25 protein-coding genes are annotated in these 21242 nt (G+C 71.4%); 8 read left to right on the forward strand and 17 right to left on the reverse strand.

Annotated features, from left to right (window positions below):
• Positions 1 to 270: 270 nt before the first annotated feature.
• The 5 genes from AB0L56_RS11615 to AB0L56_RS11635 all read right to left on the reverse strand — a co-directional run bounded on the left by AB0L56_RS11615 (position 271) and on the right by AB0L56_RS11635 (position 5007).
• The gene (locus tag AB0L56_RS11615) at positions 271 to 561 is read right to left on the reverse strand and encodes a hypothetical protein (protein WP_365421774.1); all 291 of its coding nucleotides are present in this window, start codon (positions 559 to 561) and stop codon (positions 271 to 273) included.
• 68 nt (positions 562 to 629) lie between these two features.
• Positions 630 to 1661 carry an SDR family oxidoreductase gene (locus AB0L56_RS11620; protein WP_365421776.1) on the reverse strand — a complete coding sequence of 344 codons (1032 nt, stop codon included), beginning with the start codon at positions 1659 to 1661 and terminating at the stop codon, positions 630 to 632.
• A 336-nt stretch (positions 1662 to 1997) separates the two neighbouring features.
• Entirely contained in the window at positions 1998 to 3212 is a 1215-nt protein-coding gene (locus AB0L56_RS11625; RefSeq protein WP_365421779.1) for an aromatic acid exporter family protein, read from the reverse strand.
• A gap of 46 nt (positions 3213 to 3258) precedes the next feature.
• Positions 3259 to 3915, reverse strand: coding sequence for an HAD family hydrolase (locus AB0L56_RS11630; RefSeq protein WP_361025163.1), 657 nt, complete (start codon positions 3913 to 3915; stop codon positions 3259 to 3261).
• A 42-nt stretch (positions 3916 to 3957) separates the two neighbouring features.
• On the reverse strand, positions 3958 to 5007 hold the full coding sequence (locus AB0L56_RS11635; protein ID WP_365421782.1) for a PHP domain-containing protein: 1050 nt from the start codon (positions 5005 to 5007) through the stop codon (positions 3958 to 3960).
• Between the two features lie 123 nt (positions 5008 to 5130).
• Here AB0L56_RS11635 and AB0L56_RS11640 point away from each other — a divergent pair, with 123 nt between their 5' ends.
• Both AB0L56_RS11640 and AB0L56_RS11645 read left to right on the forward strand, forming a co-directional pair.
• A complete protein-coding gene (locus AB0L56_RS11640; protein ID WP_361025169.1) occupies positions 5131 to 5940 on the forward strand; it encodes an SDR family oxidoreductase in 810 nt (269 codons plus the stop codon).
• 54 nt (positions 5941 to 5994) lie between these two features.
• A complete protein-coding gene (locus tag AB0L56_RS11645; protein WP_365421785.1) occupies positions 5995 to 6270 on the forward strand; it encodes a hypothetical protein in 276 nt (91 codons plus the stop codon).
• Between the two features lie 580 nt (positions 6271 to 6850).
• On the opposite strand, the gene AB0L56_RS11650 is transcribed toward AB0L56_RS11645, so the two are convergent.
• The 4 genes from AB0L56_RS11650 to AB0L56_RS11665 all read right to left on the reverse strand — a co-directional run bounded on the left by AB0L56_RS11650 (position 6851) and on the right by AB0L56_RS11665 (position 10886).
• A complete protein-coding gene (locus AB0L56_RS11650) occupies positions 6851 to 7666 on the reverse strand; it encodes an ABC transporter permease (RefSeq protein WP_361025174.1) in 816 nt (271 codons plus the stop codon).
• A gap of 35 nt (positions 7667 to 7701) precedes the next feature.
• Complete coding sequence (locus AB0L56_RS11655) at positions 7702 to 8586, reverse strand: ABC transporter permease (protein ID WP_361025177.1); 885 nt, start codon at positions 8584 to 8586, stop codon at positions 7702 to 7704.
• Between the two features lie 7 nt (positions 8587 to 8593).
• A complete protein-coding gene (locus AB0L56_RS11660; RefSeq protein WP_365421789.1) occupies positions 8594 to 9787 on the reverse strand; it encodes an ABC transporter substrate-binding protein in 1194 nt (397 codons plus the stop codon).
• 61 nt (positions 9788 to 9848) lie between these two features.
• Positions 9849 to 10886: an ABC transporter ATP-binding protein gene (locus tag AB0L56_RS11665; protein ID WP_365421792.1), complete on the reverse strand. Its 1038-nt coding sequence runs from the start codon at positions 10884 to 10886 to the stop codon at positions 9849 to 9851.
• 101 nt (positions 10887 to 10987) lie between these two features.
• On the opposite strand from AB0L56_RS11665, the gene AB0L56_RS11670 reads away from it, so the two are divergent.
• Complete coding sequence (locus AB0L56_RS11670; protein ID WP_365421795.1) at positions 10988 to 11782, forward strand: GntR family transcriptional regulator; 795 nt, start codon at positions 10988 to 10990, stop codon at positions 11780 to 11782.
• On the forward strand, positions 11775 to 12572 hold the full coding sequence (locus AB0L56_RS11675) for a hypothetical protein (protein WP_365421798.1): 798 nt from the start codon (positions 11775 to 11777) through the stop codon (positions 12570 to 12572). Before AB0L56_RS11670 ends, AB0L56_RS11675 begins: the two co-directional genes overlap by 8 nt.
• A 114-nt stretch (positions 12573 to 12686) precedes the next feature.
• On the opposite strand, the gene AB0L56_RS11680 is transcribed toward AB0L56_RS11675, so the two are convergent.
• From AB0L56_RS11680 to AB0L56_RS11690, 3 genes are all read right to left on the reverse strand, one after another.
• A complete protein-coding gene (locus tag AB0L56_RS11680; protein ID WP_365421801.1) occupies positions 12687 to 13163 on the reverse strand; it encodes a VanZ family protein in 477 nt (158 codons plus the stop codon).
• A gap of 61 nt (positions 13164 to 13224) precedes the next feature.
• A complete protein-coding gene (locus AB0L56_RS11685; RefSeq protein WP_365421804.1) occupies positions 13225 to 13887 on the reverse strand; it encodes a DUF4230 domain-containing protein in 663 nt (220 codons plus the stop codon).
• A gap of 147 nt (positions 13888 to 14034) precedes the next feature.
• Entirely contained in the window at positions 14035 to 14415 is a 381-nt protein-coding gene (locus AB0L56_RS11690; RefSeq protein WP_365421807.1) for an anti-sigma factor antagonist, read from the reverse strand.
• A 262-nt stretch (positions 14416 to 14677) separates the two neighbouring features.
• Between AB0L56_RS11690 and AB0L56_RS11695 the strand changes: the two genes are divergently transcribed.
• Positions 14678 to 15079: a VOC family protein gene (locus AB0L56_RS11695; RefSeq protein WP_365421810.1), complete on the forward strand. Its 402-nt coding sequence runs from the start codon at positions 14678 to 14680 to the stop codon at positions 15077 to 15079.
• A gap of 7 nt (positions 15080 to 15086) precedes the next feature.
• Here the strand turns inward: AB0L56_RS11695 and AB0L56_RS11700 are convergent, their stop codons facing one another.
• Both AB0L56_RS11700 and AB0L56_RS11705 read right to left on the reverse strand, forming a co-directional pair.
• Entirely contained in the window at positions 15087 to 15362 is a 276-nt protein-coding gene (locus tag AB0L56_RS11700) for a DUF4235 domain-containing protein (protein ID WP_361025808.1), read from the reverse strand.
• Between the two features lie 97 nt (positions 15363 to 15459).
• Positions 15460 to 16485: a glutathione S-transferase C-terminal domain-containing protein gene (locus AB0L56_RS11705; RefSeq protein WP_365421813.1), complete on the reverse strand. Its 1026-nt coding sequence runs from the start codon at positions 16483 to 16485 to the stop codon at positions 15460 to 15462.
• A 136-nt stretch (positions 16486 to 16621) separates the two neighbouring features.
• Here AB0L56_RS11705 and AB0L56_RS11710 point away from each other — a divergent pair, with 136 nt between their 5' ends.
• Positions 16622 to 17551 carry a cation diffusion facilitator family transporter gene (locus tag AB0L56_RS11710; protein WP_365422094.1) on the forward strand — a complete coding sequence of 310 codons (930 nt, stop codon included), beginning with the start codon at positions 16622 to 16624 and terminating at the stop codon, positions 17549 to 17551.
• 81 nt (positions 17552 to 17632) lie between these two features.
• Here the strand turns inward: AB0L56_RS11710 and AB0L56_RS11715 are convergent, their stop codons facing one another.
• Positions 17633 to 18082, reverse strand: coding sequence for a nitroreductase family deazaflavin-dependent oxidoreductase (locus AB0L56_RS11715; RefSeq protein ID WP_365421816.1), 450 nt, complete (start codon positions 18080 to 18082; stop codon positions 17633 to 17635).
• Between the two features lie 93 nt (positions 18083 to 18175).
• Positions 18176 to 18808 (reverse strand): LysE family transporter, encoded by a 633-nt coding sequence (locus tag AB0L56_RS11720; RefSeq protein WP_365422097.1) that lies wholly within the window; start codon positions 18806 to 18808, stop codon positions 18176 to 18178.
• A gap of 170 nt (positions 18809 to 18978) precedes the next feature.
• Between AB0L56_RS11720 and AB0L56_RS11725 the strand changes: the two genes are divergently transcribed.
• Both AB0L56_RS11725 and AB0L56_RS11730 read left to right on the forward strand, forming a co-directional pair.
• Positions 18979 to 19503 carry a flavoprotein gene (locus tag AB0L56_RS11725; protein ID WP_365421818.1) on the forward strand — a complete coding sequence of 175 codons (525 nt, stop codon included), beginning with the start codon at positions 18979 to 18981 and terminating at the stop codon, positions 19501 to 19503.
• Between the two features lie 109 nt (positions 19504 to 19612).
• The gene (locus AB0L56_RS11730) at positions 19613 to 20581 is read left to right on the forward strand and encodes an aldo/keto reductase (RefSeq protein WP_365421821.1); all 969 of its coding nucleotides are present in this window, start codon (positions 19613 to 19615) and stop codon (positions 20579 to 20581) included.
• Positions 20582 to 20606: 25 nt separating this feature from the next.
• On the opposite strand, the gene AB0L56_RS11735 is transcribed toward AB0L56_RS11730, so the two are convergent.
• Positions 20607 to 21233, reverse strand: a complete 627-nt coding sequence (locus AB0L56_RS11735; protein WP_365421824.1) for a DUF4232 domain-containing protein — start codon at positions 21231 to 21233, stop codon at positions 20607 to 20609.
• Positions 21234 to 21242: the final 9 nt, after the last annotated feature.

Genomic DNA, 21242 nt, shown 5'->3' on the forward strand with positions numbered 1-21242 from the left:
CCCGCACCCCGGATCCCCACCCCCGGCCTGGCACACGGCTCTGCGCGCCCGCGCCCCGCGTTGACCTGGGAGCGCGGAGCTTTAGGGCCTGTCCGCCGGATCATGGCGGGGACGCGGGGTCTGGCATGCCCATCTGCGGGGTTGTCGTCGGTCGTCGACTCCCCATCGCGTCGACTCCCTCCTCCGCCCTGCAGCTGGACGCACCAGACCTCGCTCACCTGCGTTGCACGGCGCCGCCCCTTTCCCCCGACTCGATCCGCCGGACAGGCCCTAAGCGGAGGGTTCGTCCGGGACGGGGTGGTCGGGGTTGGGGGATGCCGAGTGCGGGGCGCCCTGACGTCCGGTGCCGGCCTCGTCGGTGTCCGGCACGTCGGGCCCGGACTCGCCGGACTCCGGCTCCCCGTCCGTCTTCTCGCTCTTCTCGCTCTCCTGGCTCTCCCGTTCCGCGGCGGCGGGCGCGACCTCCCAGGGGTCCTCACCGGGACCGGCCTGCTGATCGGGCAGGTCGCGGGGGACGCCGGCGCCGTTCTCACCGGGGCCTTCAAGACGACGGTCGGTCACGGCCCTCTCCCTTCATCCGTGTGCGAGCCCTCGCGGGTACCTCCGCGCGGACCGCCGAAACCCGCTGCTCAGCCCACCTTCCGCCCCCGCATCGGCTCCGTCTCCTCCCCGGCGCCCTGCCGCACACCCAGCAGAAACTCCTCCACCGCCTGCGTCGCCGTGTGCACCGGCCGCCAGCCGAGTTCCACGCGCGCCCGCGTGCAGTCCATCAGCGGCAGCCGCAGCACGGCGTCAAAAAGATGCGGGGAGGCGGGCAGCAGCCGCAGCCCCCAGGCGGCGGCGATCGCCGAGCGGGCCGCGGTGCGCGGCAGCCGCACCCGGCGGGTGCCCAGCATCTCCCCGAGCAGATCAGCGTCGACCGCCGGTTCGGCCGCGAGGTTGAACGCACCCCGCGCCTCGGCGGACAGCACGGCCAGCCGGTACGCCTGGGCCGCGTCATCGGTGTGCAGCGCCTGCACCCGCAGACCCGGGATGTCGGGAAGGAAGGGCAGCAGATCGGGCCGCGCCAGCGGTCCCGGCAGGAAACGCCCGCCGAAGATGCGGCGCTGCTCGCTCGCCGACTCCCGCTTGAAGAGGAACGCGGGCCGCATACGGACCACCCGGGTGCCCGGGTGATCCCGCTCGAACGTGTCCAGGACCCGTTCCAGATAGGACTTCTCCCGGCAGTAGGCGGCGTCCGGCCAGCCGTGCGTCGGCCACGACTCGTCCACCGCCCGGTCCTTCGGCCCCGGCGAGTACGCCCCGACCGACGAGGCGTGCACCAGGGCCGGCACCCCCGCCTCGGCCACCGCGTCGAACACCCGCAGGCTGCCGAGCACATTGGTGCGCCAGGTGGCCACCGGATCATGGGTCGGCTGGAACGCCCAGGCCAGATGGACGACCGCGTCGGCACCGGCGAACTCCTCGACGAGATCGAACTGGTCCGAGGCCACATCCACGGCCGACCATTCCGTCTTCGGCGGCGACCACTCGGGCATCCGCCGGGCCAGACCCCGTACGGACGCGATCTCCGGCTCCTCCGAGAGGATCCGCACCAGGCTGGTTCCGACATTGCCGGTCGCGCCGGTGACGACGACCTTCCTGCCCGTTCCGCTGCTCACCACGCGCTCCTCTCGGCCGTACGCTCCGCGGAGCCGGCCGAGTACCCCTCGCGTGAATGCGTCACGCCCGCACGGCCGGGGACGCCGGGGCCGCACAAAGAACGCACAAAAAAGAGCCCCGACCGTGACGGGGGAATCACGGTCGGGGCGGACAAAGGGTGGGCGCGAACGGCGGTCGCCTCTCGGCGAAAGGCTCCACAGGGCTTCAGCCGAACGATCGTCCCTGTGGGCAAATGGTGAGGCCCGGGGACACTGTCCCGTCCGCACCCACGGTCTGTTCAACGGCCAACCACATCCGGATGTTCCGCTTCCGGCCACCCGCGGGCGTGAGGTACGTCACCGGCCCCGCTCCCTGCCGTCCAGCTCGGCCCAGATGTTCTCTGCCTGGAGCAGCAGCGCGCCGAGCACGGCCGTCCGCCCGGCGCCGTGCCCGGCGTGCTCCCGCAGCCCTTCCTGGAGCCGCTCGTGCAGCTCCCGCATCACCGCCTCGGTCCGCTCGTCCAGCAGCGGGTCCTCCTGCGCACCGGGGGACACCAGCCGGTCGGCCTGCGCCCGGCAGCTGGCACCGATCAGCTCCAGCAGCTCCCCGTAGCGGCCCAGCGCCGCAGCGTCCGGCGCGGCGGGCGTCCGCCCCTCGTCCGCGGCCACCGCCAGCGTGCGGGTCAGCGTCGTCACATGGCCGGTGACACGGCTGAACCGTTCGTCCTCCTCCTCCGGCGGCAGGGCCTTGGTCGGCACCCGGCTCACGGTACGCAGGATGCCCGAGGTCAGCCGCAGGCTCTCCCTGCTCCACCCGCGCGCCGAGCGCAACGCGTCCAGACGGCCATGGAGCCGCGAGGAGGCCCTGACCCAGCCGAGGGCCGTCTGCCCGTCCCACTCCCCCTTGCGCAGATCCCCGGCGACCATGTGCAGCACGTCACCCGCCTCCCGGGCGAGGGCCGCCAGGTTCTCCCGTACGTCCCGCAGATGGACCGGCGGCAGCACGAGCGCGTTGACGGCGACACCGATGACCGCGCCCAGCGCCGCCTGTGCCAGCCGGTGTCCGACGGCGGTCGCGCTCACCGTTCCCGTGGCGATGACGAACACCGCCGTGGTGGCCGCGTAGATGCCCTGGTCGCCGAAGCGCGGCCAGTTCGACAGCAGTATCAGCACCGGCACCGACAGCGCGAGGGCCCCCGTCGTGTCATCGGTGACCGCCTGCGCGCCCGACGCCACCAGGGCCCCGATGCAGATCGCGGCGAACTGCCGGGCGGCCTGGACCAGCGAGCTGTAGACGGTGGCCTGCACCAGCACCAGCGCCACCCACGGCGCCATCAGGGCCATCGGGTCGCCGATCCACACCCGCGCCACCACCCAGGCCAGCAGCGCCGCGGCGGCCGCCTTGAGCGACTGGACGAGCAGGTCCCGCTCCCGGCCCGGTCCCCGCCACGCGGCGCGTGCCGCCTCGGCGACGGACTCCAGGTCGCGCCGCACCGCGGCCGCCGCCCGTGTGACCGCGGACCCCCGTCCGACGGTCTTCCCCTGCCATGTCTCCTGTCCCAGTGATGCCATCAGCCGCGAGTATCCCGGTCGGGCCGGGGATCATGCCACCGGTTCGTCATGCGAACGGCCCGTCCGACAGGGACGCCAGCAGATGGGCCGGGTCGTCGTACACCGCTTCCGCGCCGGCCTCCTCCAGATCGGCGCGCGGAATGCCGCCGCACAGCACGCCCACGCACCGCACCCCCGCGCGGCTGCCCGCCCGCATGTCCCACACCGTGTCCCCGACGAAGACGGCCCGCTCCGCCGGCACCCCGGCCAGCTCCAGAGCGTGCTCGACGGGCTCCGGCGCGGGCTTGCCCTCCGTCACGTCCTCGGCGCTCGACATGGCGCCGATCGCCTCATCGGCGTCGAGCGCCCGGCGCAACGCGCTCAGCTCGGCAGCGCCCGCGGAGGTGGCCAGCACCACCGTCCAGCCGTCCCGGTTCAGCCGCTTCAGCAGCCGCCCGGCGTCCGGCAGCGCGGACAGCCGGCCGAAGTACTGCCCGTAGAGCGCCTTGTGGGCGGCGCTCAGCTCCTCGTCGCGGCCGGTGTCCCGGTCCTCACCCAGCAGATGCGCGACCAGATCGGAGGACGGCAGCCCCAGGGCCCGGTGGACGGCGTGCATCGGCACCCGGTGACCCGCCTGCCGGAAGGCCTCCCACCAGGCCGTCACATGCAGATGGTTGGTGTCGACCAGCGTGCCGTCGACATCGAACACGGCCGCCCGTTCCATGCGCGGTCCCTTCCTCTCCTCGCGGGCGGTACGGGTACCACGTCAGCCGCCCGGCACTCCGGAGGGCACCTTCCGCTCCCGGGTCCACGCCAGCAGCTCGTCCATGGACCAGGTGGTGACCACCCGCTCGGGCGGCACTCCGCACTCCTGCGCCCGGGCACACCCGAGGATCTGCCAGTCCAGCTGGCCCGGCGCATGCGCGTCGGTGTCGATCGAGAACAGCACGCCCGCCTCCACCGCCCGGCGCAGCAGGCGACGCGGCGGGTCCTGCCGCTCGGGCCGGCTGTTGACCTCCAGGGCGGTGCCGGTCTCCCGGCACGCCGCGAACACCTCGTCCGCGTCGAACTGCGACTCCGGCCGCCCCCGCCCGGTCAGCAGCCGCCCGGTGCAGTGCCCGAGCACATCGGAGTGCGGGTCGCGTACGGCGGCGACCATGCGACGCGTCATCGACCGGGCGTCCATCCGCAGCTTGGAGTGCACGGACACCACCACGACGTCCAGCATCCCGAGAAGTTCCGGGTCCTGATCGAGGGACCCGTCCTCGAGGATGTCGCATTCGATGCCGGTCAGCAGCCGGAACGGCGCCCAGGTCTCGTTGAGCTCCGCGACCACGTCCAGCTGCTCGCGCAGCCGGTCGGCGGACAGACCGCGTGCCACGGTCAGCCGCGGCGAGTGATCCGTGAGGGCGGCCCACTCGTGGCCGAGCTGTGCGGCGGTGCGCCCCATCTCCTCGATCGGGCTGCCGCCGTCCGACCAGTCGGAGTGCAGATGGCAGTCCCCGCGCAGCAGCGCCCGCAGCTCCCGCCCCGCCTGCTCCGCCTGCTCCGCGGGCTCGCCGGCGGCCTCGTCCTCCAGTTTCCGCAGATAGCCGGGCACCTCTCCGGCCAGCGCCTCCAGCACCACCTGCGCGGTCTTCGGCCCGACCCCGTTGAGCCGCTCGAGCGACCCGGCCGCCGCCCGCTCACGCACCTCCTCCGGGCTGAGCCCCGACAGCGTCCGCGCCGCCGCGCGGAAGGCACGGACGCGGTACGTCGGTGCCAGGGACCGCTCCAGCAGAAAGGCGATCCTGTCCAGTGCCTCGACGGGATCCATCGCCACCTCCTCGCGCCAGGGTTCCCCAGGGCGGGTACCACCGCACGGCGGACGTGCGAGGTTGGCTCCGGGCGCGCGGGGTACTGCGACGTGGCGCACCCCCGTTCCGGCCAGGAGGTCTCCATGTCGCTCCCCACCGTCCCCGGCACCAGGGCCGCCGTGATCACCGGCGCCGACTCCGGCATCGGCCGGGCCACCGCCGTACGCCTGGCCGCCGCGGGCCTCGACGTGGGCATCACCTGGCACGGCGACCGGGACGGCGCCGAGGAGACCGCCGAGGAGATCAGGGCGCACGGACGGCGGGCCGAGACGGTGCCCATGGACCTCACCCGGCTGCCCGCCGCCGCCGACGCCGTCGACGAGCTGCACGAGCGGCTCGGCCGCGTCGACGTGCTGGTCAACAACGCCGGCACCGGCACCATGACGCCCTTCCTCGAGCTGGACCTGGCGACGGTGCGCGACGTGCTCGACGTCGATCTGATCGGCCCGTTCCTGTGCGGGCAGAAGGCGGCCCGGCACATGATCCGCCAGGGCGACGGGGGCCGCATCGTCAACGTGACGTCCGTGCACGAGCACCAGCCCCGGGTGGGTGCCGCGCCGTACTGTGCCGCCAAGGGCGGTCTCGGACTGCTCACCCAGGTGATGGCGCTGGAACTCGCCGAGCACGGCATCACCGTCAACGCGGTCGCCCCCGGCGAGATCGCCACCCCCATGACCGGTCAGGAGGACACCGACCCGCACACCGAGCGCCGTCCCGGCGTGCCTCTCGGACGGCCCGGCGACGCCCGGGAGGTCGCCGCGGTCATCGCCTTCCTCGCCGGACCCGACGCCTCGTACGTCACCGGCGCCTCCTGGGTCGTGGACGGCGGCATGCTGCGCATGGGCCCCCAGGCCGGGTCGCATCTGACGAGCGACGACTGGCGGCGGCCCTGAACAAGGGCGCTCCTGGACCCCGCGTTCGCACCGTTTGCGGCCTACCCTCGATGCATGACCGAAAGCGCGAGCCCGTACATGTCGCACCCGCGGATCCAGGTGCTCGGGGTACAGCCCGGAAATCCGCCGTTCCGGATCGTGGAGATCGACGGACAGGTGGTCGGTGCGGCCAGGTCCGTCACCGACGTGCTGGAAGCCGCCGCCGCGTTCGGGATCACGATCCACGACCTGGACGACCCGGACGAGGTCCGCTGGGTGGGCGGTGACAAGTACACCTGGACCCCGCACCAAGTCACTCCGGCCAGCCAGGAACAGGAGAAGCGGTCTTAGTACTCCAGTCTGGTTTCGTGATCTACCCGGTGGGCTCGTTGCGTCGGGCTGTCGCCTGGTGGTGTCTGCGCAGATGGACCAGCGCGAGCGAGTGCCATCTTTCCGGCAGCACTGCCGAGCCGGTGGAGGCGGTTGTCGAGGATGAACGCGGCTGGCGCGGTGCGTCGCAGCGTGAGCGGTCCCGGCCACCGCGAGGCGGATGCCGAGCTATAGCGCGATGCGCCCGCCGCCGTGCTCGTGCCACCTGAGCCGGATGGTGTCGACCCGAACGCGGCAGAGTGGTGCCCGCCGTCTTTCGTACCGACGGAACGCGGGTCCGGTCTGATCAGATCGCGTACTACCTCGACCGTTACGGGTTCGCGCCCGAGCCCGAGCTCCGGCGGCACTTTGCCAAGCGCCCGGAGCGGAAACCTCAGGTCACGGCTGGGCTTCGCAGCGCGGCCGGCCGGCTGGTGCCTGCCGAACTCGAGGGTTCCCTGACGGGACGTCCCTCCTCCGGAACCTGCTCGTAGGGATGCGGCATCAGCTCGGGACCCCACGGGTCCGGAGCGTCACGGGAGCCACGGGCCATGGGGGTTCCTCAGGTCCTGCTGCCCGAGGCGGTGTCGGACGACAGCCGCTGGGCGAGGTAGATCGGTATGACCGACAGCAGGACGAGGACCGCGGCGACAACGTTGACCACGGGCGCCTGCTGGGGCCGGGCCATGTTGGAGAAGATCCAGATGGGGAGGGTCTGGACGCCGGGCCCGGCCGTGAAGGTCGTCACCACGATCTCGTCGAAGGACAGGGCGAAGGCGAGCAGCCCGCCTGCCACGAGCGCGGAACGCACCAGGGGGAAGGTGATGTCGACGAAGGCGCGGAAGGTGTGTGCGCCCAGGTCCATGGCGGCTTCCTCGTACGAGCCGGCCGTTCGGCGCAGCCGGGCGACCACATTGTTGAAGACGACCACGACGCAGAAGGTGGCGTGACCGACGACGACCGTGAACATGCCGAGGCCGACGCCGAGCGGTTCGAGGACCGTACGGAAGGCGGTGTTGAGCGCGACGCCGGTGACGATGCCCGGCAGCGCGATCGGCAGGACGATCACGAAGGAGATGGTCTCCCGGCCGAAGAACCTGAAGCGCTGGACGGCGAAGGCGATGAGCGTGCCGAGGACCAAGGCGATCGCGGTAGCGCCGAGCCCGGCCTTGACCGAGGTCCACAGTGCGGCGCGGGCACCGGTGCTTCGCCATGCGTCGCCCCACCAGTGAAAGGTGAGTCCGGGCGGCGGCCAGCCCGAGCTGCGGTCCGGGTTCAGGGAGTTGACCAGGACCAGCAGCAGCGGGATGTAGATGACCGCGAAGCCGAGCACGGCGGCGATGCGCACGGTGATACGCGCGGGGCGGGAGAGATTCATCGAGGGGCCTTCGGTTTGCGTACCGTCAGAGGCTGTCAGAGGCTGCTGAGGGCTCCGGTGCGGCGCACCGCGAGCAGATAGAACACGATGATCACCACGGGTACGGTGCCGAGCGCCGCGGCGAGCGGCAGGTCGAGGGTGATGTTGGAGTAGATGAGGTTCCCGATCAGCTGGGTCTTGCCGCCGACGATCTGCACGGCGATGTAGTCGCCCAGGCTGAGCGAGAAGGTGAAGATCGAGCCGGCCGCGATGGACGGCAGAATCATCGGCAGCACCACCAGGCAGAAGGTCCGGCCGGTGCGGGCGCCGAGGTCGGCGGAGGCGTCCAGCAGGCTGGCCGGGAGCTGTTCGAGCCCGGCGTGGATCGGCAGGATCATGTACGGCAGCCACAGGTAGGTCAGCACCAGAACGGTGGCCGTCAGTCCGTAGCCGGGTCCGTGGAGGCCGAGGGGCGCGAGCAGCCAGTCCAGCAGACCGCCCTCGGCGAGCATGAGCCGCCAGGCGTACGCCTTGACCAGATAGCCGGCCCACAGCGGGGTGAGGATGGCGACCACCAGCAGGGGCCGCCACCTGGGCCGCGCGATCCGGGCCGTGTAGAAGGCGACCGGGAAGGCGATCACGGCGCACAGGACGGTGACCACGAGGGCGACGCCGATGCTGCGCAGGGCGACCTGGCGGTAGACGTCGGTGGTGAACAGGGCGGTGAAGTTGTCCGTGTTCCAGACCTTCACCACGCTTGAGGTGAAGCTGTCCGTGGTCCAGAACGCGGATGTGAACAGCGCGGCGAGCGAGCCGAGGTAGGCGAGGACGAGCCAGGCCAGCGGCGCGGAGAGCAGCAGGGACAGTTGCAGCCGGGGACGGCGGTGCAGGGTCCCGGCGAACCGCCGGACGAATCCGGCGGTCGGCACGGTGTTCGTCATGTGATGCTCAGCCCTTGATCTCGGTCCATGCCTGGACCCACTTGCTGTAGGGCACGCACTTGGTGTCCTTGCGGCCGTCGAGGCACTGCGCGACGGGCGTGGTCCAGAAGTGGACCTTCTTCCAGTACGGCTCGTCGGCCGCGTGGTACGTGGCGCAGTGGTCCTTCACCGAGGTCAGGGCACAGGACTTGGCGTTGGACGGGGCCTCGCCGAAGTACTCGGCGACCTGGGCGTTCGCCTTGGGAGAGATGATCCAGTCCATCCACTTGTAGGCGCAGTTGGGGTGCTTGGCCTTGGCGGAGATCATCCAGGTGTCGGACCAGCCGGTCGCGCCCTCCTTCGGCAGCACCGCCTTGACCGGGGCCTTCTCCGCCTGTGCGGCGTTGACGATCACCTGCCAGGCAGTACCGACGACCGAGTTGCCGCTCTTGAAGGCGGAGATCTCCTTGAGGTAATCGCCCCAGTATTCCCCGATGTTGGCGTTCTGCTCCTTGAGCAGCTGGACGGCGGCGTCGAACTGCTTCTCGTCCAGGGCGTAGGGGTTCTTGATGCCCAGCGACGGCTTGCTCTTCATCAGGTACAGGGCGGCGTCCGCGATGTAGATCGGTGAGTCGTACGCGGTGACCTTGCCCTTGTGGGCCGAGGCCTTGTCGAAGACGGCGGACCAGGAGTCGGGGGCCGGGGAGACCTCCTTCGTGTTGTACATGAGGAGGTTGGCGCCGCGGCCGTGCGGGATGCCGTACGGGACACCGTCGACGGAGTTCCAGTCCTGGTTCTTGAGACCGGCGAAGACGTCCTTGTAGTTGGGGACGAGCTTGGTGTTGACGGGCGCGGCGTCGCCGGAGGCGATCAGGCGCAACGAGGCGTCGCCGGAGGCCGAGACCGCGTCGTACTGACCGGACTTCATCAGGCTGACCATCTCATCGGAGGTGGCCGCGGTCTTGGTGCTGACCTGGCAGCCGGTCTGCTTCTCGAAGTCGCTGACCCAGTCGACCTTCGGGTCGTTGGAGCCGTCCTCGACGTAGCCGGCCCAGGCTATGAGGTTCACCTTGCCCTCGGTCTTGCCGAGCTTCTTCTGCGCGTTGAGGTCGGGCGGGTTGAAGCCGCCGGCTGACGAGGGCGTGTCGGACGAGCCGCAGGCGGTGGCGAGGAGGAGGGCGCCGACCGCGGTGGCGGCCTTCAGCGAACGGGACATGCGCACGGAGAGCTCCACAGGGGATAGGGGGAAAGGTGGCGGCGACAGGACGTGCGGGGTGGTGCGATCACTGCGATTCGGGAACACGGACGTTGTGGCGTGGCTGCCACTGGAGCCTGACCCGCGAGCCGCGGTAGGCCGCGACGTCCTCGGACGAGGTCTCCAGGTTCTGCTGGAGGGCGGTGAGCCGCCCCCCGGCGTCGAGGTCCACGAGGAAACGAGTCGCGTCCCCGAGGTAGACGACCTCAGCGACGGTGCCGACGGCGCTGGAGCACCCCGGCTCGCTGCTGTCCCGGTCCTCCCTCAGCACGCGGATCTTCTCCGGACGGATGCTGAAGGTGCCGACCGTGCCCACCACCCGCTCCGCGGCCTGGCCGGTGAGCAGGTTGGAGGTGCCGACGAAGCCGGCGACGAAGGGCGTGGCGGGACGTTCGTAGATCTCGGCGGGGGTGCCGACCTGCTCGATGCGGCCCTGGTTGAAGACCGCGATGCGGTCGCTCATGGTCAGCGCCTCGTCCTGGTCGTGGGTGACGAAGACGAAGGTGATGCCGACCTCGCGCTGCAGCTCCTTGAGCTCGATCTGCATCTGCTCGCGCAGCTTGAGGTCGAGGGCGCCCAGCGGCTCGTCGAGCAGCAGCACCCTGGGCGTGTTGACCAGGGCCCGGGCCAGCGCCACGCGCTGCCGCTGGCCTCCGGAGAGCTGGGACGGCCGGCGGTCGCCGAAGCCTTCGAGCCGCACGCTCGCCAGGGCCTCGCGGGCCCGCGCCAGCCGTTCGGCCTTGGGAACCTTGCGGATCCTCAAACCGTAGGCGACGTTCTGTTCGAGCGTCATATGCGGGAAGAGCGCGTAGTCCTGGAAGACGGTGTGCACATCCCGCTCGAAGGGCGCGAGGCGGGTCACGTCCCTCCCGGCGAGTTCGATGGTGCCGCTGGTGGGCAGCTCAAAGCCGGCGATCATCCGAAGCACGGTGGTCTTGCCTGATCCGGACGGCCCCAGCATCGAGAAGAACTCGCCGTCCGCGATGTCCAGATCGACTCCGGCTACCGCCTTCGTCTGCCCGAAGGACTTGCACAGGTTCTGCAGTCGGACGGCTTTCCCTTCCATGGGCGGGAACCTTTCTGGCGCTGCCGGACGTTGACCTTAAACATATGAAGTCATAGTTCTAGTTTCAAGACCCCGCTAAGGTAAAGCTTGAGTCAACGAACATGGGGGTGGTTGCCGTGACGCGAGAACCGGGCGGCGCCCGGCAGGCCGTCTTCTCACCCGTCGACAATCGGGCCCGGGTGGACGCGGTGGTGCGGCGGCTCGGCGACGCCATCGAGCTCGGGCTGCTGGCGGACGGGGAGCAGCTGCCCGGCGAGTCCGACCTCGCGACACAGCTCGGCGTCTCGACCGTCACCCTGCGTGAAGCACTGATGGCGCTGCGCCAGCAGGGGTTGGTCACCACCCGCAGGGGGCGGGGCGGAGGGAGTTTCGTCACCGTTCCCGAAGGTCCCGCCGAGGAGCGGCTGCGGAGCCTCCTCGTCGGCTGGAGCACCGAGGAACTCCGTGACCTCGGCGACCACTGGGCCGCCATCTCGGGGGCCGCCGCCCGGCTCGCGGCCCAGCGCACCGAGCCCGGGGATCTGCTTCCACTGCGCAGGTCTGTTGAGCAGTTGACGGAGGCGGCCGACGGCGCGGCACGCAGCCGGGTGCACGGGCGCTTTCACGTGGAACTGGCCGCCGCGGCCCAGTCCGCGCGGCTGACCCGGGAGCAGATCGGCATCCAGACAGAGGTGGGGGCGCTGCTGTCTCTCGTGCTCGGACAGGAGGGGTATCTCAAGGACGTGTGCGATCGTCACCGCACCGTGATCTCCGCACTGCAAGATGGTGCGGACGAGCAGGCGAGAGCCCAGACCGAGGGGTGTGTCCAGTTGTGCATGGCGCGCTTGGTCGAACTCCGCCTCGGCTCCTCCAGCTCCGCTGGTGGTCCCCATCCCCAGGAGAACACCTATGGGTAGCAGTCCCCGTCCCACAGGCGGCGGACCCGACATCCTTGACGAGGTGACGGCCGCCGACGTGGCAGCCTGCGTCCGCGACACCCTGGAGGGCGTCTTCGACGCCGTCTCCGAGACCGGTACGGACGCGGCGGCACTCCTCGCCTCGGCCACCGAGAGCGGCCGGCGGCCCCTCACCGGCGACCTCGCCGCGCTCCGCCCCGGCCTGCACACCCGGCTCACGCGACTCGATCTGGTCTCCGGCGCCGGTTTCGTGGCCGCTCCGGGGCTGCTCGCCGACGTATCGGCATGGCTCGAATGGTGGCAGATCGGCGCGGGCGGTGCCGTGCGCCCGCTGGTGCTGGACCTGGACCCGGAGCACTCGGCGTACTCCGACTACACCCACTGGGACTGGTTCACACTCGCCCGCGACACCGGGCGGCGCGCGGTCGCGGGGCCGTACGTGGACTATCTCTGCTCCGACGAGTACAGCCTCACCCTGTCCGTGCCGGTGGCGGTCGGGGGCCGCTTCACGGGAGTGGCCGCGGCGGACGTGTACCTCTCGCATTTCGAGGCGGCGGTGATGCCGGTCATGCAGAAGCTGCCCGGCCCTGCCTTCCTCGTCAACGCGCGCGGCCGTGTCGCTGCCTCGGCCTGTGCCGACTATTTGGCCGGTTCTCTCGTCAAGGGCCCGGACTTCGGGGCCGTACTGGCCGGACCGGCGGACGGCGTCGAACACGGCGGGCTGCGGCTGCGACCCTGCGGTGACATCCCCCTCATCCTGGTCACGACTCCGCCGGTAGGGCGTGCGTAGGTCTCCGAGCCTCCCCCTACCGGCACTGCCGACCCGGCCCGGACGAGCGTCACCCGCTGTACTGCGCCGGCACGTTGCCCGCGCCCAGGCCCTGCCGCCCGCCGCGGGCGGCGGTCAGGACCTTGGCCTGCGTGTGTGCACGGCCCTGCTGAGGCGCCGGCCCAGGAGTAGGTAGCCGATCAGGGCACCGGAAGTGTTCAGGATGACGTCGTCGATGTCGAAGGCGCGTCCGGTCACCAGGGAGCCCTGGGCGAACTCCACGAGCAGCATCACCACGGCCGTCAGCGTCAGCACCCGCAGGAACCCGCGGGTGCTCGGTGCGACGACCGGGGCGAGAACGCCGAACGGCAGGCCGAGCAGGATGTTGCCGCCGATCTGCCGTACGGCGTCGCGCAGCGCGGGCTGGTCCAGATAGGCCCTCAGGGAGCGGCCGGGACGCAGATTCGTATGGGTCAGCGCCTCCGAGGCGGGGGAGGGCTGCAGGGTGAGCCGGGCGAGGATCACCGCGAAGGCGACCATGAAGAGGAAGGCGCACAGCAGCACCAGCAGCCGCAGGGGCAGAGGCAGCGGACGCGGGGCGGCGCGGACCATCTCATCTCCTCCAGTCGTCAACTTCCGTCCGGCACGACGCGGTTACCCCGGGACAAGGACATCAGTCGCCGTAGGTGACCCGCACCCGCTCGAACCCCAGCGAGCGCAGCAGGCCTTCGAGCATCTCGGTGGTGTTGGTCTCGGCCCGCGCGACGAGACCGCTCTCCTTGGCCGCGTCGCCGATGTGCCGCACCGCGAGCTTCTGCACGGCCTGTTCGCTGTTGGGGTTGTCGGCGAACAGGTCACCGAGCCGGTCGAGCAGCCCGCGCCGCTTCGACACGGCGTAGGAGCGGTCGGGATCCAGCGCCGGGGTGCCCAGGCGCGCGTGGGGCAGCCGCAGCGTCGCGGACGTGCGGTCGTCGTCGACCCGTACGTCGTCCTTGCCCAGCCGGCCGAGGTCGACATAGGCGTCCACGGTGCCGGCGCCCACGTAGAGCGTGCGGCTGCCGCGGATCGCGTCGGGGAGGAACTTCGCGTCCTTCTCCAGGTCCACCACCACCTGGAAGTTGCCCGAGGCGGCGTCGTAGCGGCTGATGTCCTGGATGGACTCCAGGAGTGCGGGCCCGGAGCGGTCCCGGGTCTCCGTGCCGAACAGGTCCTTCAGGCCCGGCAGCACGCTCAGCCGGATCCCGGCGAACAGCACGGCCAGCAGCAGCACCAGCGAGCCGACCACCTTCACCCACCCGGGCACACGGCCGGCCCGTCCCTTCACCGGAGTCGTCATGGCGACGGCCCTCCTTCCCTGCAGTCCGGGTGCCCCTCAGTTCCCGGAACAGACAGGGAAGTTGGCGGCGCACGGCCGCAGCGGAGGCACGAGGGGGCGCATGGCGGGCGCGCCCGGAGGGGGAACCGCCGATGGCGGGCGGGGAGGTCAGACCGGGCCGGAGGCGGACTCGGGCTGTTCCAGGGCGGCGTCCAGGGTCGGCCACGGGGGCAGCAGCCGGGACAGGCCGGTGACGCGGAGCATCCGCAGGGTGAGCGGGTGGGCGCAGACGAGGTGCAGGGTGCCGGATCCGTCCGCGGTCCGGTGCCGGGCCCGGTACAGCAGGCGCAGGCCCGAGCAGTCGAAGAAGTCGACATGGGTCAGATCGATCACGACCCTCGCGTCCGGCTCGGCGGTCGCCATGTCCAGATGGGGGACGATCTCCGCCGCCGCGGCGATGTCGATCTCGCCGCGGAACTCCAGCACCGTATGGCCCCGCTCCTGGCGGACGCGCAGATGCCGGGTCAGCGGTGCAGGTTCGTACCGCACGACGCCATCGCCTCCAGCCTGCTCCGTGCTCAAGGGAGGGGAGCGGTCGGATCCCAACACCGTTCCCTTCCCTGCAAGTTACCTTCGGTCGAGTGAATTTGAGCATGTTCGATTGACATATGTCTTCGAATTGCGACCGAGTTCGTTCGTGTCCCTGCTGAGCCCCGTCCCGCCGGAGCCGACTGAAACCGGCGACTGGGGACAGGTGTCACGTACAGGGCGGTGCGGGAGCGCCCCGCGTCCGAACCCCTGCGGAGGAGACATGACACTGGTGACGACGGGTGTGGTGGTGCTCGACTGTGCCGAGCCCGAGAAACTCGCCGAATTCTACAAGGAGTTGCTGGGAGCCGAGGAGGTCGACGCTCACGCCGGCCGGGTAGAGATCCGGGCCGCCGACGGCTTCCGCCTGGCCCTGCGCCGTGACGTCAACGCCACCGTGCCCAGCTGGCCCCGCCCGGAGAACTCCCTCCAGGCGCACGTGGAGTTCGTCGTGGACGATGTGCACGATCTCGACGCGGTGGAGCGCCGGATCGTGAGCCTCGGGGGCCGCCGGCTGGAGACGGGCGACCCCTCGGGACCCACCGAGGAACGCGGCTACGCCGACCCGGCGGGCCACTCCTTCACCGTCCGCCGCGGCACACCCACGGCGCCCAAGCAGGGCTGACGGCCGGTCAGTCGCGACCGCCGTCCGGCACCGGCCAGGTGCCCGTGGAACGTTCGATAGCCTTGGCGCCGGCCCGGTCCACGGCACTGCGCACCACCGCGAAGATGGCGCCCTGGATGGCCGCGGCCAGCAGGATCTCGCCCCACCGGCGGTCCCTGTCCAGCGCGTCCGGCGCGTCGTCCTCGTTCCGGATCACCTTCCAGATCTTCTGGAAGGCCATCCCCGCCACGGTGCCGCTCGTCCAGCCGAGCGCGAAACCGATGGGCTTGTACGCGAGGGGCATCTTGTTCTTGCTCTTCTTCGCCACGTGAATCTCCTGATTCGGCTTGGTCGTTGTCGTCGGATGGGAGTTCGCCGGGCCGGGCGGCCCTCGGGGGCGGTCAGGGGCGGCCCCGCGCCGGGACCTCCTCGCCGTCCGCCACCGGCTTCGGCGGGGTGCCGTCCCCGAAGGGCCGGCCGCCCAGCTCCTCGCGATGATGGGGCGCGGTCCAGCCGGACAGGTCGGGACCGCCGGGCACGATGCCCGACGGGTTGATGCCGGTGTGCACCCGGTAGTAGTGCCGCTTGATGTGGTCGAAGTCCACGGTGTCGCCGAAACCGGGCGTCTGGTACAGGTCACGGGCGTACGCCCACAGCACCCCGTTCTCCGCCAGCTTCCACCGGTTGCACTTGAAGTGGCCGTGGTACACCGCGTCGAACCGCACCAGAGTGGTGAACAGCCGGATGTCCGCCTCGGTGATGGTGTCGCCCACCAGATACCGCTGCCCCTCCAGCCGACGCGCGAGCAGCTCCAGCCGCCGGAACAGGGCCGCGTACGCCTCCTCGTACTCGTCCTGACCGGTGGCGAAACCCGCCCGGTACACACCGTTGTTGACGTCCCTGAAGACGTCGTCCATGACCGTGTCGATCTCGTCGCGCAGCGCCCGCGGATACAGATCGGGCGCCCCCTCACGGTGCAGGGACGTCCACTCGGTGGCGAGGTCGAGCGTGATCTGCTGGTAGTCGTTGGTGACCAGCCTGCCGCTGGGTATGTCCACGATCGCCGGCACACTCACCCCGCCCGGATAGTCCGTCTCCCGCCGGTCGTAGGCCTCGCTCAGATACCGGATGCCGAGCACCGGGTCGCGACCCTCCGGGTCCAGGGTGAAACGCCAGCTGCGGTCGTCCTGAACGGGGTCCGCGACCGCCAGGGACAGCGCGTCCTCGAGGCCCAGCAGCCGCCGGGAGACCAGAGCCCGGCTCGCCCACGGGCAGGCGCGGCTCACCACGAGCCGGTAGCGCCCGGCCGCCACCGGCCAGCCGTCCCGGCCGTCCGCGGTGATCCGGTCCGTGAAATGGGCCCTCGACCTCTTGAAAGCCTTCCTGCCGTACGCGCTGTTGCCGGCGCCCCCGCCGTCGCGGCCCATGGTGCCCTCCTCGTCGCCGTTCGGATGTCCCTGTGACCGCGTTCCCCGTTTTCCGCCGACAGCACGGTATGGCCTGGGCCGACCGGGGCAATCGGCCCAGGTGAGTACTCGATCGGATCGCAGAACCCGGATCACCGTGCTGGTGGCCCTCGCCGCCAACCTGGTGATCGCCGCCGCCAAGGCCGTCGGCGGACTGGCCGCCTCCTCCCCGGCGCTGCTGTCGGAGGCGGCGCACTCGGTCGCCGACAGCCTGAACGAGGTGTTCCTGCTGGCGGCGCTCCGGCGCAGCCGGCGCCCGCCGGACCGCCGTCACCCGTTCGGCTACGGCAAGGAGCGGTTCTTCTGGTCGCTGCTCGCCGCCGTCGGCATCTTCGTCATGGGCGGCTGTTTCTCCTTCTACCAGGGCATCGATGCGCTCAGGAAGGGGAGCGAGGAGCATCTGAGCGGCTACATCGCCGGACTCATCGTGCTCGGCGTCGCCCTGCTGGCCGAGGGCGGCTCACTGCTGCGGGCCCTGTACCAGGTGCGCAAGCAGGGCGGCCGGGGCCGCGGGCTGCGGGATCCGGCGCTGCGCACCGTGGTCGCCGAGGACGGCACGGCGGTGGTGGGCGTGACCCTGGCCATGGGCGGCATGGTGCTGCACATGGTCACCGGCCAGGTGGTGTGGGAGGCGGCCGCGTCGCTCGCCATCGGGGTGCTGCTGGTCTATGTCGCCTACCGGCTCGGACGCGACGCACGGGACCAGCTGATCGGCGAGGCCGCCGATCCGGAGGCGAGCGCGCGCATCCGGGAGCTGCTGCGCGCACAGCCGGAGATCGACAGTGTGGAAGCGCTCTTCACCATGAAGACCGGCCTGGACACCCTGCTGGTGGCCGCCCGCGTCGATCTGGCGCCCGGACTGGACAGTGAGCGGGTCGAGGAGGTCGCCGTACGCATCAAGCGCTCCATCACCAGCGCGTTCCCCGAAGCGGAACAGGTCTTCCTCGATGTCACCGACCGCGGCTCCAAGGAGGCGCGGGAGGCAAGAGAAAGCCCCGCCGCGACGGGGGAGCGCGGCGGGGCCTGAGGCACGGATGCCCGGCGGCCGGAGCTTCATGCGCCCGGAACGGAAGAATTTGTTCACCCCGCCCGCCGGGCCCCGCGTCCGTCAGCCGTGCTCGGACCGTTCCAGCACGAAGACGGGGACCTCACGGTCCGTCTTCCGCTGGTAGTCGGCGTACGGCGGATAGGCCTCGACGGCGCGCGCCCACCACTCGGCCTTCTCCTCCCCGGTGACCTCACGGGCCGTCATGTCCCACTTCGACTGGCCGTCCTGCAGCTCGACCCGGGGGTCGGCCTTGAGATTGTGGTACCAGACCGGGTGTGTGGGCGCGCCGCCGAGCGAGGCCACCACCGCATAACGCCCCTCGTGCTCGACCCGCATCAGCGGGGTCTTGCGCAGCTTGCCGCTCTTCGCGCCCACGCTGGTCAGCAGGATGACGGGGAGCCCCGTGTTCTGCAGGGTCGTCCCCTTGGTGCCGCCGGAGCTCTCGTAGAGCTCCACCTGTTCGCGCACCCATTGCGTCGGGCTGGGTTCGTACTCGCCTTGCAGAGGCATGACATCCGTCCCATCGTCACTCGTGGACCACGGCCGAGCCGATCATCCCGTGCAACACCCCCGCACGCCGATTTCATCCGGACACGGCCCGGCTCAGGCGGCCGCCACCGCCATCCGCAGGGCGAGCGCCGTCATCACGCCGCTCGCCACCAGCGCGGTCACCAGCCGCCCCCGGTGACCGGTAAGGGCCCGCCCCAGCAGGGCACCGCCCCCGGCCAGCAGCACCTGCCAGCTCGCGGAGGCGGCGAAGGCCGCCGTCACGAACAGGGCCCGCTCCGGGACTCCGGCCGCCTCCCCGCTCCGGTAGCCGAGCACGAGCGCCGCGAAGTAGATCACGGTGGTGGGATTGAGCAGGGTGATCCCCAGCAGCGTTCCATAGGCCCGGGCCGGACTCGGGGGCGCTGCCCCGCGCCGGGTGGCGAGCTGCTGGCCCCGGTACTGACGTACGCCGGTGGCCGCGCCCCAGGCCGCCAGCCCCAGCAGCACCAGCACACAGACCCAGCGCAGCGGACCCAGGGCCGGCCGCAGGGCCGCAGCCAGGGCCGAGCCGCCCAGGGTGGCGGCGAGGGCGTACAGTCCGTCGGCCGTGGCGATGCCGAGAGCCGCGCAGACCCCGGTGCGCAGCGAGGTGCGGGCGGTGAGGGAGACCAGGTACGCGCCGACGGCACCCACGGGGACGGCGATGCCGTAACCGGCGAGCAGCCCCGCGAGCAGCGCGGCCGTCATGACCGCGGCGGCGTCGGCCCCTCCCACGGACCGGACTGCTGCTGTCGGCCCGCGGCACACGTGGTGGCGGACAGCGGCATCGGGAGTGAACTGGTCGTCATGGCAGGATCCTGGGGCGTCCCCCTGGGGACGGGCAACCGGATTTCCCTGGGGTGACTAGGGTTGCCCGGATGAGCGAGAAGCCCTTCCTCTACGTCGTGGTCTGCGCCGCGGGTGTCGCCGCGGACGTCAGCAAGCTGATCACCTGCGCGCAGGAGCGGGACTGGGAGGTCGGCGTCATCGCCACACCGGTCGCCATGCACGGCTTCTTCGACGCCGCCGCCGTCGAGACGCAGACCGGCCGCCCGATCAGGTCCGCCTGGCGCGCTCCCGGCGACCCCCGCCCCTTCCCCGCCCCGGACGCCGTGGTGGTCGCGCCCGCCACCTTCAACACCGTGAACAAATGGGCGGCCGGTATCGCGGACACCCTCGCCCTCGGCACCCTGTGCGAGGCCGTCGGTCTCCGGGTCCCGATCGCCGTCCTGCCGTGCGTGGCCGGCGCGCTGGCCGCCCACCCCGCCTACCGGGACAGCCTGACCCGGCTGCGCGGCATGGGCGTGCGCTTCGGCGATCCGTACGCGGGAGAGGCGGAAGCGGACGGCGCCCGGCCGGAGTTCGGCTGGGAGCGGGCGCTGGAGCTGCTGGAGCGGGAGTGACGCCTGCCCGGCCTCGAGTGCGCGCGACGACGTACGCTCCACCTGACAGGTCCGGCGGCAAGGACGGCAAGGACGGCAAGCACCCTTCCCGAAGGCAGGAGCGGCAACGATGCAGTACGTGAAGCTCGGTTCCACGGGCCTGGAGGTCTCGCGAATCTGTCTCGGGTGCATGACCTACGGCGTCCCCGACCGCGGCACGCACGAATGGACCCTCGACGAGGACGCCTCCCGCCCGCTGATCCGGCAGGCGCTGGAGGCGGGTATCACCTTCTTCGACACGGCGAACGTCTACTCCGACGGCACCAGCGAGGAGATCGTCGGCCGGGCGCTGCGCGACTTCGCCCGCCGGGACGAGATCGTGCTCGCCACCAAGGTGCACGGCCGGATGCGGCCCGGACCCAACGGCGCCGGACTCTCCCGCAAGGCGATCATGACCGAGCTGGACCACAGCCTCACCCGTCTGGGCACCGACTACATCGACCTGTACCAGATCCACCGCTGGGACCCGGACACCCCGGTCGAGGAGACGATGGAGGCGCTGCACGACGTCGTCAAGGCCGGCAAGGTGCGCTACGTCGGGGCCAGTTCGATGTACGCCTGGCAGTTCTCCAAGGCGCAGTACACGGCGGAACTGCGCGGCTGGACCCGGTTCGTGTCCATGCAGAACCACTACAACCTCCTCTACCGCGAGGAGGAGCGAGAGATGCTGCCGCTCTGCGCCGACCAGGGCGTCGGCGTACTGCCCTGGAGCCCGCTCGCCCGGGGCCGGCTCACCCGGGACTGGGACACCACCACCCGGCGCAGCGCCACCGACCGCTTCGGCAGCGCCCTGTACCAGGAGGGGGACCGCGCCATCGTCGAGGCCGTCGCCCGTATCGCGGAGCGGCGCGGGGTACGGCGCGCCCAGATCGCCCTCGCCTGGCTGCTCCAGCGGGACACGGTCACCGCGCCCATCGTCGGCGCGTCCGCGGCCCGGCACATCGAGGACGCGGTGGCCGCCGTCGAACTGGAACTGAGCGACGAGGAGACCGAGGAACTCGAGCGGCCCTACACACCGCATCCGGTCGCCGGTCACTGACCGCGCAATCCGTCGCCCGCGCGCGTCAGGGCCCGCTGCCCGGCCGCAGCACCGTGATGAACACCGAGGAGGAATTGCCGGACACCGGGACGGGACCGGCCCGCCACGGCACCTCGAGCGGGTCCCGTTCATCCGGTGGTGTGACCAGCAGGGCCGCCGGGCTGGCCGTACGTGCGCCGCTGACCCCGGGGCTCGCGTAGCGCAGGCCCGCCCAGGCGCTGTCGCCGGGTGCCAGCGTCACCGTCGCCGCCCCGCCGGGGGTGCGCTTCGGGTCCGGGCCCAGCTGCTCGCCGGCCGCGTCCACGAAGGCGGCACCCGGATGGCCGTACACGGTGCAGGTGCGCGACGAGACGTTCGTCAGCACGACGGGGAAGTTACGCTGCCCCGCCCCCGGGTCCACCCGGCCGACGGAGGCGCTCAGCTCGGCGGTACGACAGCGGGTTCCGGGACGGTCGGCGTGCCCGGTGTCCGTCCGGGCCACGGTGGAGGCCGCCGATTCGCTCGGGACGGCGCTCGACGCCGGGGCGGCGGATGCCGAGGCCCGGGCGGAGGTCCCCGGCGTGCCGCTGCCGGTGCCGCAGGAGGCCAGGGCACCGAACACCACGAGCGCACCCGCCGCCGACGTGGCCAGGTGCCGCCGCCTGTTCGTCATGGGCCACCT

Origin of the sequence: Streptomyces sp. NPDC052079 (assembly GCF_040680275.1) — a bacterium.
Taxonomy (GTDB): Bacteria; Actinomycetota; Actinomycetes; order Streptomycetales; family Streptomycetaceae; genus Streptomyces.